This is a genomic window from Serratia sp. JUb9 (genome assembly GCF_014298095.1).
Taxonomy (GTDB): Bacteria; Pseudomonadota; Gammaproteobacteria; order Enterobacterales; family Enterobacteriaceae; genus Serratia_B; species Serratia_B rhizosphaerae.
The window spans coordinates 2715609-2731315 of the sequence record NZ_CP060416.1; the positions used below are offsets into that span (position 1 = coordinate 2715609).

At 60.2% G+C, this 15707-nt stretch carries 13 protein-coding genes; 10 read left to right on the forward strand and 3 right to left on the reverse strand.

Features of this window, described 5'->3' with window-relative positions; all coding sequences use genetic code 11:
- Window positions 1-56 precede the first annotated feature (56 nt).
- Window positions 57-1262, forward strand: a complete 1206-nt coding sequence (locus HF675_RS12850; protein ID WP_187043141.1) for a peroxidase — start codon at window positions 57-59, stop codon at window positions 1260-1262.
- Window position 1263: 1 nt separating this feature from the next.
- Here HF675_RS12850 and HF675_RS12855 read toward each other — a convergent pair whose 3' ends face one another.
- Window positions 1264-2160, reverse strand: coding sequence for a LysR family transcriptional regulator (locus HF675_RS12855; protein WP_111737148.1), 897 nt, complete (start codon window positions 2158-2160; stop codon window positions 1264-1266).
- A 92-nt stretch (window positions 2161-2252) separates the two neighbouring features.
- Window positions 2253-3422: a serine-type D-Ala-D-Ala carboxypeptidase DacD gene (gene dacD, locus HF675_RS12860; protein ID WP_105233318.1), complete on the reverse strand. Its 1170-nt coding sequence runs from the start codon at window positions 3420-3422 to the stop codon at window positions 2253-2255.
- Between the two features lie 311 nt (window positions 3423-3733).
- Between dacD and gloA the strand changes: the two genes are divergently transcribed.
- From gloA to rsxC, 7 genes are all read left to right on the forward strand, one after another.
- A complete protein-coding gene (gloA, locus tag HF675_RS12865; protein ID WP_187043142.1) occupies window positions 3734-4261 on the forward strand; it encodes a lactoylglutathione lyase in 528 nt (175 codons plus the stop codon).
- Window positions 4262-4436: 175 nt separating this feature from the next.
- On the forward strand, window positions 4437-6371 hold the full coding sequence (locus HF675_RS12870; protein WP_111737150.1) for an exoribonuclease II: 1935 nt from the start codon (window positions 4437-4439) through the stop codon (window positions 6369-6371).
- Window positions 6372-6628: 257 nt separating this feature from the next.
- Window positions 6629-8695, forward strand: a complete 2067-nt coding sequence (locus HF675_RS12875) for a carbon starvation CstA family protein (protein WP_105231032.1) — start codon at window positions 6629-6631, stop codon at window positions 8693-8695.
- A 159-nt stretch (window positions 8696-8854) separates the two neighbouring features.
- Entirely contained in the window at window positions 8855-9292 is a 438-nt protein-coding gene (locus HF675_RS12880; RefSeq protein WP_105231031.1) for a DUF2569 domain-containing protein, read from the forward strand.
- Between the two features lie 147 nt (window positions 9293-9439).
- The gene (gene rsxA, locus HF675_RS12885) at window positions 9440-10021 is read left to right on the forward strand and encodes an electron transport complex subunit RsxA (protein WP_015672219.1); all 582 of its coding nucleotides are present in this window, start codon (window positions 9440-9442) and stop codon (window positions 10019-10021) included.
- Window positions 10021-10596: an electron transport complex subunit RsxB gene (gene rsxB, locus HF675_RS12890; protein ID WP_105231030.1), complete on the forward strand. Its 576-nt coding sequence runs from the start codon at window positions 10021-10023 to the stop codon at window positions 10594-10596. Before rsxA ends, rsxB begins: the two co-directional genes overlap by 1 nt.
- The gene (gene rsxC / locus HF675_RS12895; protein WP_187043143.1) at window positions 10589-12928 is read left to right on the forward strand and encodes an electron transport complex subunit RsxC; all 2340 of its coding nucleotides are present in this window, start codon (window positions 10589-10591) and stop codon (window positions 12926-12928) included. Before rsxB ends, rsxC begins: the two co-directional genes overlap by 8 nt.
- Before the next feature lie 142 nt (window positions 12929-13070).
- Here rsxC and HF675_RS12900 read toward each other — a convergent pair whose 3' ends face one another.
- Window positions 13071-13961, reverse strand: a complete 891-nt coding sequence (locus HF675_RS12900; RefSeq protein WP_105231028.1) for a helix-turn-helix domain-containing protein — start codon at window positions 13959-13961, stop codon at window positions 13071-13073.
- Window positions 13962-14163: 202 nt separating this feature from the next.
- Here HF675_RS12900 and HF675_RS12905 point away from each other — a divergent pair, with 202 nt between their 5' ends.
- Window positions 14164-14445, forward strand: coding sequence for a hypothetical protein (locus tag HF675_RS12905; RefSeq protein WP_187043144.1), 282 nt, complete (start codon window positions 14164-14166; stop codon window positions 14443-14445).
- Window positions 14446-14615: 170 nt separating this feature from the next.
- Window positions 14616-15701: an electron transport complex subunit RsxD gene (gene rsxD / locus HF675_RS12910; protein ID WP_187043145.1), complete on the forward strand. Its 1086-nt coding sequence runs from the start codon at window positions 14616-14618 to the stop codon at window positions 15699-15701.
- The last annotated feature ends 6 nt before the right edge of the window (window positions 15702-15707 follow it).

Here is a 15707-nt window from a genome sequence, read left to right on the forward strand (position 1 = left end):
CGAATCAGTGAAGATATCCCTACGTTGAGTTGATTAAACAACAGGATATCTCACTGATGACGAGTCCACGCCTCAGGGAACAACAGCGCCAATATCATAGCCAGTGGTATCATGAAACCCAGTGCAGCGTACGCGGCGATATGCCGTTAGAGCCGCAGGCCGCCCTGATCCGCGACCGCTTTTTGCTGGGACTGGGCGAGTTTGCCGACCCGGCATTGAATCAGGCGCTGATCGCCCGGGCGCCGCTCTTCAGCGCCTCGCTGGCGTGCTGCAGCGTACTGTTTCCCGAGCAGGTCGCGCTGTCGCGCCACGTGACGTTGTCACCATACGATCGCCTCTGTACCGCGCTGACGGTGGCGCAGGTTACCGGCGTGCAGTCGCTGTGTAGCCACTACGCCGCCCGCCTCGCCCCGCTCGACAGCCCCGACGCCTCCCGTGAAAGTAATATCCGCTTAGCGCAAATCACCCAATACGCCCGCCAGCTTGCCACCCAGCCCACGCTGATCTGTCGTAAGGCGCTGCAGCAGTTGAGTGATGTCGGCCTGAGCGTAGCGGATATCGTCTCCTTCGTGCAGATTATCGGTTTTGTCAGCTATCAGGCGCGGGTAGTCGCCGGCATCGCCGCGCTGGCGGGCCGGCCCGCTGCGGTGGCACCAGGCTTCACCACCCAGCAGGACGCCGAGGCGCTGCGCCTTGATGAACGCCCGCCGCTCTGGCGGTCACGCCTGACGCTGCTGCAACCCGAAGAGGCGGCGGCCGAACAGCTGGACGTGCTGGATCAGAGCCATCCGGACGCGCGAAGTGAGGATTACTACCTGCTGCTGGCCCATGATGCCGCTGCCCTGCGTGAACGCAACGGCGTATTTAACGGTATTCATGGCAGTAATGATGAAACGAGCCGTCGACTGATGGCGCTGGCGGCGCTCTGCACCTCACGCATCAACGGCAGCCGCTATTGCGCCGCCAGCGTCGCCGCCGATCTGCACAACCCGCCGCTGGTGCACGCCCTGTGCGACAGCATCGACGCCGGCTATCAGCTTGCGGCGGATCCCCGGCAAAAGGCGGTGATTCAGATCGGCAGCGCGCTAACCCGCAGCCCGGAAAAGTTTACGCCGCACAGCGTACAACCGCTGTTTCAGCAGGGCGCAACGCAGGCGCAGGCGCTGGATCTGATACTGACCAGCGCTCTGTATGCTTGGGAGAACCGTCTGCGCTATAGCCTGGGCGATACGCTCAGCATCGGCACGGAAGACGAAGAGTAATTTACTGCAGCAGCCAACTTTGGGCCGCGTCAAAGAAATGCTGGGCCAGCGGCGTCGCCCGGCCCGGCTCGGCCACCACCACCGCCGCGTGGCGCGTCATCGGCGCTATCGCGATCGAACGGCGCTGCAGCTGCGGCGTCATTTCCGGCAGTAAATTGCCGCGCGGAAAGATGCCACAGCCTAAACCGACGAAAATCCCCTGCAGCAGTTGCAGCAGCGAGCTGGTTTCCAGCCGCGTATGCAGCGTTAACCCGGCATCGCGGAAGTTCTGATCGATATAGCGGCGGAAATAGCGCGACGGTTCCGCCAGGCACAGCGGCAAGTCGGCGACCTCACGCAGCGTCAGCGGCGTATCGCCGACCAGCTGCGGAAAGTGCTGCGGATGAAACAGCAGATCGACGCCGCTGTCCTCCAGCGGCTGCGACTGGAAATGCAGCTCGTGCAGCGTCTGCAGCTCGAAAAAACCGATGCCGATGTCTACCGTATGGGCGGTCAGGGCCTCCAGCAGCTGATCGGCGCTGAGTACCGAAACGCGGAAATCCAGCCGGGGAAATTTGGCGCTGACCGACTTCAGCAACTGCGCCAGCATGATGCTGCACTGCGGCACCGCACCAATCACCAGCGTTCCGTTCAGCCCGTGCTTGAGCGATTCCACCTCCAGCTTCAGCCCCTGATACACCGAGACGATTTCCCGCGCCCAGGCCAGCACGCGTTCGCCCTCTGCGGTAAAGCCTTCAAAATTATTGCCGCGGTTGATCAACGCCACGCCCAATTCTTTCTCCAGGTTTTTCAACCGCATAGATAGCGTCGGCTGGCTGACGAAACTGGCTTCCGCCGCCCGGCCGAAATGGCGTTCGCGCTCAAGATTACACAGATAAATCAGTTGCTTAATATCCATTAATTCGCTCGGATGATGACATCTAAACCAAGTATATCATTAAGCAGCAAAAAGCGGGCCCGTGCGGCGTCGGCCGGGCCCGGAGGGAATAGTTATACTTTGAGTTTTATGTAGTCCACCAGCCGCGAGAAGATCCCGCCCTGATTAACCGGCTGCAGCGCCACCAGCGGCAGCGTTTCCAGCAGTTTACCGTCGTCGCTGATGCGTACTTCGCCGACGGTCTGGCCCGCCTTCAGCGGCGCTTCCAGCCGTTTGCCGTTCAGCACGTACTGCGCCTTAAGCTTCTGCACCTCGCCCTTCGGCAGACTGAGCGCGTGATCCTGCTGGACGCCGACCTGCACCTGCGACTTATCGCCGTACCAGACCGTCTCATTGCCCAGTGCGGCGCCGGCCTTGAACACCTGCACGGTGTCAAAGTCGCGCAGCCCCCAGGTCAGCAGTTTACGCGCCTGCTCTTCACGCCCTTTCGAGCTTTTACCGCCCATCACCACGGCAATCATACGGCGGTTGCCTTCGGTGGCGGAGGCAATAATGTTAAAGCCCGCCGACGCCGTATGGCCGGTTTTCAGGCCGTCAACGTGCAGCGTTTTATCCCACAGCAGGCCGTTGCGGTTCTGCTGCGTGATGCCGTTCCAGGTCAGCGATTTTTCGCTGTACATATGATATTCCGCCGGTTCGCTCATGATGATCGCCCGCGATATCTGCGCCAAATCCCCGGCGGTAGTGAACTGACCCGGCGCATCCAGGCCGTGCACCGTTTCAAAGTGGGTGTTTTTCAGCCCGAGCTGCGCCGCTTTCTGGTTCATCAACTGTACGAAAGCCGCCTGACTGCCGGCCACGTAATCGGCCATCGCCACGCAGGCGTCATTGCCGGAGTCAATGATAATGCCACGGCTGAGATCGCGCACCGTGACCCTGTCACCTGGCTTTAAGAACATCAGCGAGGACCCTTTAAATACCGGGTTGCCGGCGCCCCAGGCGTCCTGGCCCACCGTCACCACGTCATCCAGCCCAATTTTGTGCTGATCGAGGGCGTGGTCGACCACCAGGCCGGTCATCAGTTTAGTCAGGCTGGCGGGATTGCGCCGCTCGTCAGCATGATCCTGCGCCAAAATCTGGCCGGTGGTATAATCCATCAATACGTACGAAGCCGCATCGATTGGCGGCGGGGTCAGCGCAGGAACCTGCGCCGGCGTTGCTGCCGCCTGGGCTGCCAGCGGCAGTAACATTCCACATACAACGGCCAATACACTAGGCTTCACGACGATATCCTCTTCATATTTCTCTGTTTTAGGCGGGCTAGACTGCACCAAACGGCGCGGCAGCGGAATCACCAGTCTTTTACAGCAGATAACAGAGTGCAACCATTTGTATGTGTTATGCCGATCCGGTAATAAACCTTGCCGCCCGCAAGCCGCGCCGTCACGTTTTGGCGAAAAAAACGGCGCGCCGGCTTTAAAATCCATTCCGGTTGTTATCAGACGTTGCCGGATGTTGCCGCCCGCCACACGCTTCCTGCAAGACAGGGTATACTCAGCACAGCGTTACAGATAAAGCATCAAGGAGAAAAATTATGCCTCTGAACGAGTTATTAAACCTGCCGGGCGTCGCCGACCAGCCGGAAAGCGTTACCGATGGTTATGTGTTTAACCACACCATGATCCGCGTAAAAGATCTGAGCAAGGCGCTGGACTTCTATACCCGCGTGCTGGGCTTTACGCCGGTATATAAAGAAGACTTCGCCGAGGCGGCGTTTACCATCGTGTATCTGGCCCGCGTCCCGCGCGACCAGATCCCGCAGGATGACGAGCAGCGCAAGCAGTGGACGCTGAGCCAGCCGGGCATCCTGGAGCTGACGCACAACCACGGCACGGAAAATCAGCCGGATTTCCAGTACCATAACGGCAACAGCGAACCGCGCGGCTTCGGCCACCTGTGCGTCACCGTGCCGGACGTACGCGCCGCCTGTGAACGCTTTGAACAGATGGGCGTCACCTTCCAGAAGCGCCTGCACGAAGGGCGTATGAACTACGTGGCGTTCATCAAGGATCCGGACGATTACTGGATTGAGATCCTGCAACCGACGCCGCTGCAGGCGTAATCGCCCCGCCGTCCCGGCCGCTCGTCGGGACGCTTTTCCGCCCCCTGCCCGCAGAATGACCAAAAATAGTCCGCCTCGCCGGGAAAAGCGCGACGTCAGGCTTGCCCGCAGCGGGTGATTCGCGTAAAACTGTCAGCCGCAAATCTTGCCACTCACAACCCATTCACTGGACGATATGTTTCAAGATAACCCGCTGCTGGCGCAGCTTAAACAGCAACTTCACTCTCAGACCCCGCGCGTTGAAGGCGTAGTAAAAGGGACTGAGAAAGGCTTTGGCTTTCTTGAGGTAGACGGTCAAAAAAGCTATTTCATCCCACCGCCGCACATGAAAAAAGTCATGCACGGGGATCGCATCGTCGCCACGCTGCATACGGAAAAAGAGCGCGAAATCGCGGAGCCGGACTCGCTGGTCGAGCCGTTCCTGACGCGCTTTGTCGGCCGGGTGCAGAAAAAAGACGATCGCCTGTCTATCGTGCCGGACCATCCGTTGCTGAAAGACGCCATCCAGTGCCGCCCCGCGCGCGGCCTGAGCCACGACTTCCAGGCCGGTGACTGGGCGGTGGCCGAGATGCGTCGTCACCCGCTCAAGGGCGACCGCACGTTTTACGCCGAACTGACGCAGTACATCACCCACGCCGATGACCACTTCGTGCCGTGGTGGGTGACGCTGGCGCGCCACAATCTGGAGAAAGAAGCGCCGGAGATGGCGGAAACCCACGCGCCGAGCGACGCTCTGCAGCGTGCAGATCTGACCGCGCTGGATTTTGTCACCATCGACAGCGCCAGCACCGAAGATATGGACGACGCCCTGCTGGTGCAGGAGAACGCCGACGGTACGCTGCAGCTGACCATCGCCATCGCCGATCCGACCGCCTTCGTCGATGAAGGCAGCGCGCTGGACGACATCGCCCGCGTGCGCGCCTTTACCAACTACCTGCCGGGCTTCAATATCCCGATGCTGCCGCGCGACCTGTCCGACAACCTGTGCTCGCTGCGCGCCAATGAGCGCCGTCCGGTGCTGGCCTGCCGCGTCACCATCGCCGCCGACGGCGCCCTCGGCGACGATATTCACTTCTTCGCCGCCGAGATCGAATCAAAAGCCAAGCTGGTGTACGACGAAGTTTCCGACTGGCTGGAAGGCGTCGGCGACTGGCAGCCGCCAAGCGACGCCATCGCCCAGCAGATCACCCTGCTTCAGCGCGTCTGCGCCGCACGCAGCTCTTGGCGTCACCAGCATGCGCTGGTATTCAAGGATCGACCGGATTACCGCTTCGTGCTGGGCGAGCAAGGCGAGGTGCTGGATATCATCACCGAGCATCGCCGCATCGCCAACCGCATCGTTGAAGAGTGCATGATCGCCGCCAACGTCTGCGCCGCCATCGTACTGCGCGACCGTCTGGGCTTCGGCATCTACAACGTGCATAACGGCTTCGACCCGGCGCTGGTTGAACAGGCCGTCACCGTGCTGCAGGCCAACGGCGTTGAAGCCGACGCCGAGAAGCTGCTGACGCTGGACGGGTTCTGCGAACTGCGACGCCATCTGGACGCTCAGCCGACCCAGTTCCTCGACAGCCGCATCCGCCGTTTCCAGACCTTTGCGGAAATCAGCACCGAACCCGGCCCGCACTTTGGCCTGGGGCTGGAAGCCTACGCCACCTGGACCTCACCGATCCGTAAATACGGCGATATGGTCAACCACCGCCTGCTGAAAGCGATCATCAGCGAACAACCGGCGGAGAAACCGCAGGATGCCATGACGCTGCAGCTGGCAGAGCGCCGTCGCGCCAACCGCATGGCGGAACGCGACGTCGGCGACTGGCTGTACGCCCGCTTCCTGCAGGACAAAGCTGGCACCGATACCCGTTTCAATGCGGAGATCATCGATGTGACGCGTGGCGGCCTGCGCGTACGCCTGCTGGATAACGGCGCCGTCGCCTTTATCCCGGCGCCGTTTATCCATGCGGTGCGCGATGAGCTGGTGTGCAGCCAGGATACCGGCACCGTGCAGGTGAAAGGCGAAGTGGTTTACCGCCAGAGCGATACGCTGCAGGTCAATATTGCGGAAGTGCGCATGGAAACCCGCAACGTGATCGCCAAACCGGCGGCGTAACCCTCCGCGCTCCCCGCGTTGGGAGGCCGACAATACCGAGGCCGGGCTGACTGCCCGGCCTTTTTATTGGCCGCCGCCGATATCGCCGTGCTTTCACGTCATTTCATCACATTGTTTTTACAATAAAACAATACTAGCCTCACATTTCTTCGCCGCCCGGCTTCTCTTCCCGCCTAAAACTCCTATTTTTAAGCTGTTACACATTATTCATAACAACATCTCTGTTCATCTCTCTGCACACCAAGGAGTTGTTTACCATGAAGAACGTCAAGTCCGGAATTATCTGGCTGGTGGTGGCGTTGGTCGGAGCCGGCGCGTTTGCCATGCTGGCGCTCAGCCGCGGCGAACACGTCAATGCAGTCTGGCTGGTGGTGGCGTCCGTCGCCTGTTACAGCATCGCCTATCGCTTCTACAGCCTGTTTATCGCCAAAAAGGTGTTTGAACTGGATGACCGCCGGCTGACGCCCGCCGAACGGCACAATGACGGCCTGGATTACGTGCCCACCAACAAGTGGGTGCTGTTCGGCCACCACTTTGCCGCCATCGCCGGCGCCGGCCCGCTGGTAGGGCCGATACTGGCCGCACAGATGGGCTTCCTGCCCGGCACCATCTGGATCCTGATCGGTGTGATGCTGGCCGGCGCGGTGCAGGATTTTCTGGTGCTGTTTATCTCAACCCGCCGCGACGGCCGTTCGCTGGGGGAAATGGCCAAACAGGAACTGGGGGCCTTCGCCGGGGTGATAACCATGCTCGGGGCGCTGGGGGTGATGATTATTATCCTGTCGGCGCTGGCGCTGGTGGTGGTCAAAGCGCTGGCGGACAGCCCGTGGGGGCTGTTCACCATCGCCGCAACCATTCCTATCGCGCTGTTTATGGGCATTTACATGCGCTTTATTCGCCCCGGTAAAATCGCCGAAATCTCGCTGATCGGCTTTGTGCTGATGCTGCTGGCGATTATCTACGGCGGCAACGTGGCGCAGCACCCTTACTGGGGGCCGTTCTTTACCCTGCACGGCACCACGCTGACCTGGGTGCTGGTGATTTACGGCTTTGTCGCGTCGGTGCTGCCGGTCTGGCTGCTGCTGGCGCCGCGCGACTACCTGTCGACCTTTATGAAGATCGGCGTCATTATCGGTTTGGCGGTGGGTATCGTGTTCGCCATGCCGGAGCTGAAAATGCCGGCGGTATCGCGCTTTATTGACGGCAGCGGCCCGGTGTTCTCCGGCGCGCTGTTCCCGTTCCTGTTTATCACCATCGCCTGCGGCGCCATTTCCGGCTTCCATGCGCTGGTATCCAGCGGCACCACGCCGAAATTGGTGGAGCGCGAAAGCCACATGCGCTTTATCGGCTACGGCGCGATGCTGATGGAGTCCTTCGTCGCCATTATGGCGCTGATCTGCGCCTCGGTACTGGACCCCGGCGTCTACTTCGCCATGAACTCGCCGGCGGCGCTGATCGGCACCACGGTGGAAAACGCGTCGCAGGTGATCAACGGCTGGGGCTTTGTGGTAACGCCGGAAACGCTGTCGCTGATCGCCCGGGAAGTGGGCGAAAACTCGGTGCTGTCGCGCGCCGGCGGCGCGCCGACCTTTGCCGTCGGCATGGCGCATATTATCAGCGAGGTGTTCAACAGCCGCGCGATGATGGCCTTCTGGTACCACTTCGCCATTCTGTTCGAGGCGCTGTTTATTCTGACCGCCGTCGACGCCGGCACCCGCGCCTGCCGCTTTATGGTGCAGGATCTGGTGGGCGTGGCGGTTCCGCGTCTGGCGAATAACCGCTCCTGGTTCGGCAACCTGGCCGGCACCACCGTAGCGGTGGCCGGCTGGGGGTTCTTCGTCTATCAGGGGGTGATCGACCCGCTCGGCGGCATCAACACCCTGTGGCCGCTGTTCGGCATCGGCAACCAGATGCTGGCCTCGATGGCGCTGATCCTCGGCACCGTGGTGCTGTTCAAAATGAAGAAGCAGCGCTACGCCTGGGTCACCATCGTGCCCACCGTCTGGCTGTTCGTCACTTCGATGACCGCCGGCTGGCAGAAGATTTTCCATGAAAAGCCAAGCATCGGCTTCCTGGCGCAGGCAAACAAGTTCTCTGCCGGCATCGAGCACGGCGAGATTATCGCGCCGGCCAAAACGCTGCAGGATATGCAGACCATCGTGTTCAGCAACCAGATTAACGCCGCGCTCTGCGGGTTCTTTATGCTGGTTGCCGTCACCATGCTGATTTCGGCCTTCTTCGTGATCCGCCGCGCGCTGCGCTCCAATACGCCGACGGTGCAGGAAAGCCCGGTAACGCTGCGGGAGGAGAGCCGCCAGGCCTGAAGCCTGCAGTAGAGACGGTTTCCGTAACGGAATAAGCATTGTCGTCGACGCACGGCAATGCTTTCCCCCTCAACACCGCACGCATGGGGATGACGGCGTGGGCATTACCCGCTACTCTATGCCGCAGTTTGCCTTAACCCGTTATCCAGGAAGCCGTTTATGTCCCACGCTGAATACAATCGCATTGGCGGTTGGCTGTTGGCCCCCATGGCCTATCTGATCGTCACCCTGCTCAGCGCCACCCTGATGCTGGCGCTGTACGCGATGGCGATTATCACCCCGGAGTCGCGCGAATATCTGCTGACCAACGCGCAGGCCTTCACGCTGCAGTGGTACTTTTCCGTGCTGACAACGCTGGCAATGTGGGTCTTTACCCTGTGGCTGCTGTGGCTGTTCTGCCACCGTTCGCACCGCTTTCCCAAACTGTTTCTGGTGTGGCTGCTGATCACCGTGCTGCTGGCGATCAAATCCTTCGCCTTCGCGCCGATTCCCGACGAAGTGGCGGTGCGCAGCCTGGGCTGGCCGCTGCTGATGGCGGCGATTTTTGTCCCTTATCTGCGTCGCTCGCAGCGGGTGAAACAGACTTTTACCGAATAATTTCAGCAGGAAACGCACGATTCGAACGGTAATTCGTGCGTTTTTTGACCAAAACAGAACGAAAAGGTATGATCCCTGCGATTCATAGGTTGTCGTTCTACCGCTGATTTCCGATAATAAGCGGCTTTTCTTTTTTTAGGCGTTGCAATGACCGAATACCTGCTTCTTTTTGTCGGCACCGTGCTGGTGAACAACTTTGTCCTGGTGAAGTTTCTTGGCCTCTGCCCGTTTATGGGCGTCTCCAAGAAGCTGGAGAGCGCCATCGGCATGGGCATGGCGACCACCTTTGTAATGACCATGGCGTCTATCAGCTCCTGGGTGATCAACACCTTTATTCTGGTGCCGCTCGATCTGATTTACCTGCGGACGCTGGCGTTTATCCTGGTAATCGCCGTGGTGGTGCAGTTCACCGAAATGGTGGTGCGTAAAACCAGCCCGGCGCTGTACCGTCTGTTAGGCATCTTCCTGCCGCTGATTACCACCAACTGCGCGGTGCTCGGCGTGGCGCTGCTCAATATCAACCTGGGCTACAACTTCCTGCAGTCCGCCGTCTACGGCTTTAGCGCCGCGGCGGGCTTTTCGCTGGTGATGGTGCTGTTCGCCGCCATCCGTGAACGTCTGGCGGTTGCCGATGTACCTGCGCCGTTCCGCGGTTCGTCCATCGCGTTGATCACCGCCGGGCTGATGTCTCTGGCCTTTATGGGCTTTACCGGTCTGGTGAAATTCTAATGAGCGCGTTGTGGATTGCCGTTGCGGCATTAAGCGCCCTCGGGCTGCTGTTTGGCGTGGTGCTCGGTTTTGCCGCGCGCCGTTTTGAGGTGGAAGAAGACCCGGTTGCCGAGCAGATCGATGAGATCCTGCCGCAGAGCCAGTGCGGCCAGTGCGGTTATCCCGGCTGCCGCCCCTACGCCGAGGCGGTCGCCAACGGCGAGATGATCAACAAATGCGCTCCGGGCGGCGAGCAGGTAATGCTGAAACTGGCCGAACTGCTCAACGTCGAGCCTCAGCCGCTGGACGGCGGTGAGGAAGTCGCCCAGCCGGTGCGTAAAGTGGCGTTTATCGATGAAGCCAACTGCATCGGCTGCACCAAATGTATTCAGGCCTGCCCGGTAGACGCCATCGTCGGCGCCACCCGCGCCATGCACACCGTTATTGCCGATCAGTGCACCGGCTGCGATCTGTGCGTCGCGCCGTGCCCGACCGACTGTATTGAAATGATCCCGGTCGCCGCCACCACCGCCAATTGGAAATGGGATATGAAGACCATCCCGGTGCAAGTCATTCACGTGGAGCAACATGTTTAATCTGTTCACCGCCTTTAAAAAAGATCGCATTTGGGATTTCGACGGCGGGATCCATCCACCTGAAATGAAGACGCAGTCCAGCGGCGCGCCGCTGCGCACGGCACCGCTGCCCGACACCTTTATCATCCCGCTGCAGCAGCACCTGGGGCCGGAAGGCGAACTGCTGGTGCAGGCCGGCGACAGCGTACTGAAAGGCCAGCCGCTGACCATGGGCCGCGGCCGTACCCTGCCGGTACATGCCCCCACCTCCGGCACGGTGATCGCCATCAAACCGCATATCACCGCCCACCCGTCCGGGCTGGCCGAACTGTGCGTGATTATCCGTCCTGACGGCGAAGACCGCTGGTGTGAACGTCAGCCGGCGGCCGACTATCGCCAGTTGGACGCCGACGAGCTGCTCCGGCGCATCCATCAGGCCGGTATTGCCGGCCTGGGCGGCGCCGGTTTCCCGACCGCCAGCAAACTGCAGGGCGGCGCCCACGGCGTCGAAACGCTGATCCTCAACGCCGCCGAGTGCGAGCCTTATATCACCGCCGACGACCGCCTGATGCGCGAGTGCGCGGAAGAAATTCTGCAGGGCACCGATATCCTGCGTCATCTGCTGCAGCCTAAAACCACGCTGATCGGCATCGAAGACAATAAACCGGAGGCCATCGCCGCTCTTAAAGAAGCGCTACGCGAGCATCCGGGCATCGGTCTGCGGGTGATCCCGACCAAATACCCTTCCGGCGGCGCCAAGCAGCTGACCAAGATTCTGACCGGCAAAGAAGTGCCGCATGGCAAACACTCTTCCGCCATCGGCGTGCTGATGCAGAACGTCGGCACCGCCTTCGCCATTAAACGCGCCATCGTCGACGGCGAACCGTTAATCGAACGCGTGGTGACGCTGACCGGCGAGGCACTGAGCCAGCCGGGTAACCTGTGGGCGCGCATCGGCACCCCGGTGGAGCATCTGCTGAAATTCGCCGGTTTCCGGCCGCAAAGCCAGCAGATGGTGGTGATGGGCGGCCCGCTGATGGGCTTCACCCTGCCCGCGCTCAACGTGCCGATCGTGAAAATCAGCAACTGCCTGCTGGCGCCGACCGTGGATGAAATGGCGCCGCAGGAGCCGGAACAGTCCTGCATCCGCTGCGGGCTGTGCGTCGACGCCTGCCCGGCCGGGCTGCTGCCACAGCAGCTGTACTGGTTCAGTCGCGGCCAGGAGCACGACAAGGCGCGCCAGCATAATCTGTTTGACTGTATCGAGTGCGGGGCCTGCGCCTATGTGTGCCCGAGCAATATCCCACTGGTGCAGTATTACCGCCAGGAAAAGGCGGAAATCAAGGCGATCGATCAGGAAGCGGCGCGCGCCGCCGAAGCCAAAGCACGTTACGAAGCCAAACAGGCGCGTATGGAACGCGAGAAACTGGCGCGTGAAGAGCGCCACAAGAAGGCGGCGGTCAAGTTGACCGATAACGACCAAAGCGCCGTTCAGGCGGCGCTGGCGCGCGTACGCAGTAAAAACGATGCGGCGACCGGTGAAGTACAACCGGGCGCTACGCCGGATAACAGCGCCGCCATCGCCGCCCGCGAGGCGCGCAAAGCGCAGGCGCGGGAACGCAAAGCGCAGCAGCAGACGGTTGACGTGCCTGCGGTTGATGCCGCTGAGACTGACGATCCGCGTAAAGCTGCCGTTGCCGCCGCGTTGGCGCGGGTAAAAGCCAAGAAAACCGCCCAGCAGGCCGACGATACGCCGGTGCCTGCCGCAGCGGACAGCGATGTCGATCCGCGCAAGGCCGCCGTTGCCGCCGCCATCGCCCGCGCCAAAGCCAAGAAGGCTGCACAGCAGGCCGACAGCGCGCCGGCTGAAACCACGGCGCCTGCCGCAGCGGACAGCGATGCCGATCCGCGCAAAGCCGCTGTTGCCGCCGCTATCGCCCGCGTGAAGGCCAAGAAGGCTGCACAGCAGGCCGACGATACGCCGGTTGAAACCCCGGCGCCTGCCGCAGCGGACAGCGATGCCGATCCGCGCAAAGCCGCTGTTGCCGCCGCTATCGCCCGCGTGAAGGCCAAGAAGGCTGCACAGCAGGCCGACGATACACCGGTTGAAACCCCGGCACCTGCCGCAGCGGACAGCGATGCCGATCCGCGCAAGGCCGCCGTTGCCGCCGCTATCGCCCGTGTGAAGGCTAAAAAAGCCGCTCAGCAACCGGACGTCGCATCGGTTGAAACGCCGGCCCCTGCCGCAGCGGATAGCGATGCCGATCCGCGCAAGGCCGCCGTCGCTGCCGCCATCGCCCGTGTGAAGGCCAAAAAAGCCGCTCAGCAGGCAGAAACGGAAAAACAGTCCTGACCAAAACGCCTCGCGTAGCGCGAGGCGTTTTTACTTCGTCGCATACACAAGATAAAGGGTAGAGAAAAGATCGTGAAGGTGCGGGGTTCCCCACGCGGCGTACGCAACCCTGAGTAAACGGATTGCCAGCCGGCGTGTGAAATTAGTCGATAGAAATCAGGTAGGTATAGTCAACGTCAATCTGACGCAGTTTAGCATCCATTTGCCATTCGTTAATCTCGATAATCTCCATCTCCACGCTGCCCTTCACGTCATGACGCAAACCCGGCATCACATGAGTGCTCAGGTAGGCAAAAAACTGGATGCACTCTTTGGCCGAGCCCTTATGGGTTATTGAGATATATTCCCGCGGCGGCAGCGTAATATTGTCGGTATGATGACCGGACACAATATCCTTACGGTGCTGCGCCTCGACCGCCATCGAATGGATGCCGGAACAAAGCCCCTCATGTTGCAGCCGGGCGGAGTAGATGCTGTAAACCTTGCGGCAGCCGACGTCCAGCCCCTTGAAAAAGTCGTTGAAGATTTCATCTTTCATCGCCATGCAGGAGTCGTGCTCAATCTCTTGTTCTTCAAAATCCAGCTGGCGTGAAAAACCGACCAGCTGCATTTCCGGCAGCGTCAGCCGTTTGACTTCCGGGTAGTAGCCTTTGTCATACTGCGCCTCGAAGCTAAAGCGCGGCATCAGATTTTTTACGTCCCATTTTTCCATGGAACGGTAGCGGTTTGGCGTGGTGCCAAAGCGCTGTTTAAACATGCGGGTAAACGTTTGTTGTGAATCGAAGCCCAGTTCGTCAGAGATATCGATAATTGAGCGGTGGGTAATGCGCAGGGCCACCGCCGCACGGGTCAGGATACGCGAGCGGATATAGGTCGCCAGCTGAATGCCGGTGATGCGCTTGAATTTACGTTGCAGATGCCATTTGGAGTAACCGGAGATGCGTGCCACTTCATCCAGGTTCGGGCGTGTTTCCAGATGTATTTCAACCCACTCGATCAGCTCTTCAATAAAAAATATGTCTTCATTCGTCATTATTATCAATTCACTAACTTAGTAAGACTCGGGATAGTAACCTGTATACATTATATCATGGTTGATATTTTGTGCGAAAAAATGTACCCAAAATAACATGTTAGGATTGTGGGATTAGGTTCTGCGCGATTTTATACTGCGCCCCCGTATTGTCTAGGATTAAGCTAACGCAAAACGTTGCTGAATAAAACCACAGTATGGCATGAATAATGCGAAAAATGGCGGTCAAACGCCCCGTGTCCTGATCATTGCTGCGGCGTTTTTGCGCTGGGAACAGGTTTTAAAATCCACGCTGGAATATCGCGTAAAGCATTCTCCTCCCCGGTGCAACGCCCTCGGCGGCACAGGGCCTCAGCCCTGGATACGGCCGAAAGAAATGAAAAACAATGTGACAGATAATAGTGATAGCGCGCTGTTCAATGTAAACTACGCCGGTTCTGTTCATTCGGCAGGAAGCCGCACGGCCGGATACCGGGCTTTCTGACAACGCCATCGCGTTGAGAGCCCCCATATTTACCCGCGCGCAGGCACCGCCCCACACTCGGCGGCCCTGCGGGATATGAATTTAAGTCGTTGTTTTTACATTAAACTGACGGCAAGTTATTGATAAAGTAATCCTGTCATAATGGCGGGACAAACAGGTGTAGTGACTCTATGAAGTTTAGGCCGGTAAAACAGTCTGCCACCAAAGGCTTACATATCGCCAGTTCCCCTTTTACCCACAATCAGCAGAGTACCAGCCGCATTATGCTCTGGGTGATGCTGGCGTGCATTCCGGGGCTGGGCGCGCAAATCTGGTTCTTCGGCTATGGTTCTCTCGTACAGACGGCGCTGGCAATGGCCACCGCCCTGCTGGCGGAAGGCACCGTGCTGGCATTGCGCAAACAGCCGGTGCGCGCCCGACTGGCCGACAACTCTGCCCTGCTCACCGCCCTGCTGCTCGGCATCAGCCTGCCGCCGCTGGCGCCGTGGTGGATGGCCGTTATCGGCACGCTGTTCGCCATCGTGATCGCCAAGCAGCTGTACGGCGGCCTGGGACAAAACCCGTTCAACCCGGCGATGGTCGGCTACGTGGTACTGTTGATCTCCTTCCCGGTACAGATGACCAGTTGGCTGCCGCCGGAAGCGCTGCGCGCCGAAGGGTTACCGTTTCACGATGTGCTGCTGAGTATTTTCAGCGGCCAGACCAGCCAGGGACTCTCCCTACACCAGCTGCAACTGGGCGTTGACGGCGTCAGCCAGGCCACGCCGCTGGACGGCTTCAAAACCGGCCTGCGCAGCGGCCATTCGGTAGAACAGGTGCTGCAGACGCCGATATTCGGCGGCGCGCTGGCCGGCATCGGCTGGCAGTGGGTGAACCTCGGTTTCCTCGCCGGCGGGCTGTTTATGCTGGGACGCAAGCTGATTCACTGGCAGATTCCGTTCAGCATGCTGGCCGCCATCGCGCTGTGCTCTGCCCTCGCCTGGCAGCTTGACCCGGCGCATCAGGCGTCACCGCTGATCCATCTGTTCTCCGGCGCCACCATGCTCGGCGCGTTCTTTATCGCCACCGATCCGGTCAGCGCCTCCACCACGCCGAAAGGCCGCCTGATCTATGGCGCGCTGATCGGCGTGCTGGTCTGGCTGATCCGCGTTTACGGCGGCTATCCGGACGGCGTGGCCTTCGCGGTACTGCTGGCCAATATCACCGTGCCGCTGATCGATCACTACACGCAGCCGCGTGTTTACGGCCATCGCTAAGGAGCC

What these genes read in the sequence shown, in the direction of transcription:
- gloA (WP_187043142.1), top strand. Translation starts at nt 3,734, where the DNA reads ATGCCTCTGAACGAGTTATTAAACCTGCCGGGCGTCGCCGACCAGCCG.
- HF675_RS12900 (WP_105231028.1), bottom strand. Translation starts at nt 13,961, where the DNA reads ATGACGAATGAAGACATATTTTTTATTGAAGAGCTGATCGAGTGGGTT.
- HF675_RS12870 (WP_111737150.1), top strand. Translation starts at nt 4,437, where the DNA reads ATGTTTCAAGATAACCCGCTGCTGGCGCAGCTTAAACAGCAACTTCAC.
- HF675_RS12905 (WP_187043144.1), top strand. Translation starts at nt 14,164, where the DNA reads ATGAATAATGCGAAAAATGGCGGTCAAACGCCCCGTGTCCTGATCATT.
- rsxC (WP_187043143.1), top strand. Translation starts at nt 10,589, where the DNA reads ATGTTTAATCTGTTCACCGCCTTTAAAAAAGATCGCATTTGGGATTTC.
- HF675_RS12850 (WP_187043141.1), top strand. Translation starts at nt 57, where the DNA reads ATGACGAGTCCACGCCTCAGGGAACAACAGCGCCAATATCATAGCCAG.
- rsxB (WP_105231030.1), top strand. Translation starts at nt 10,021, where the DNA reads ATGAGCGCGTTGTGGATTGCCGTTGCGGCATTAAGCGCCCTCGGGCTG.
- rsxA (WP_015672219.1), top strand. Translation starts at nt 9,440, where the DNA reads ATGACCGAATACCTGCTTCTTTTTGTCGGCACCGTGCTGGTGAACAAC.
- HF675_RS12880 (WP_105231031.1), top strand. Translation starts at nt 8,855, where the DNA reads ATGTCCCACGCTGAATACAATCGCATTGGCGGTTGGCTGTTGGCCCCC.
- HF675_RS12855 (WP_111737148.1), bottom strand. Translation starts at nt 2,160, where the DNA reads ATGGATATTAAGCAACTGATTTATCTGTGTAATCTTGAGCGCGAACGC.
- rsxD (WP_187043145.1), top strand. Translation starts at nt 14,616, where the DNA reads ATGAAGTTTAGGCCGGTAAAACAGTCTGCCACCAAAGGCTTACATATC.
- HF675_RS12875 (WP_105231032.1), top strand. Translation starts at nt 6,629, where the DNA reads ATGAAGAACGTCAAGTCCGGAATTATCTGGCTGGTGGTGGCGTTGGTC.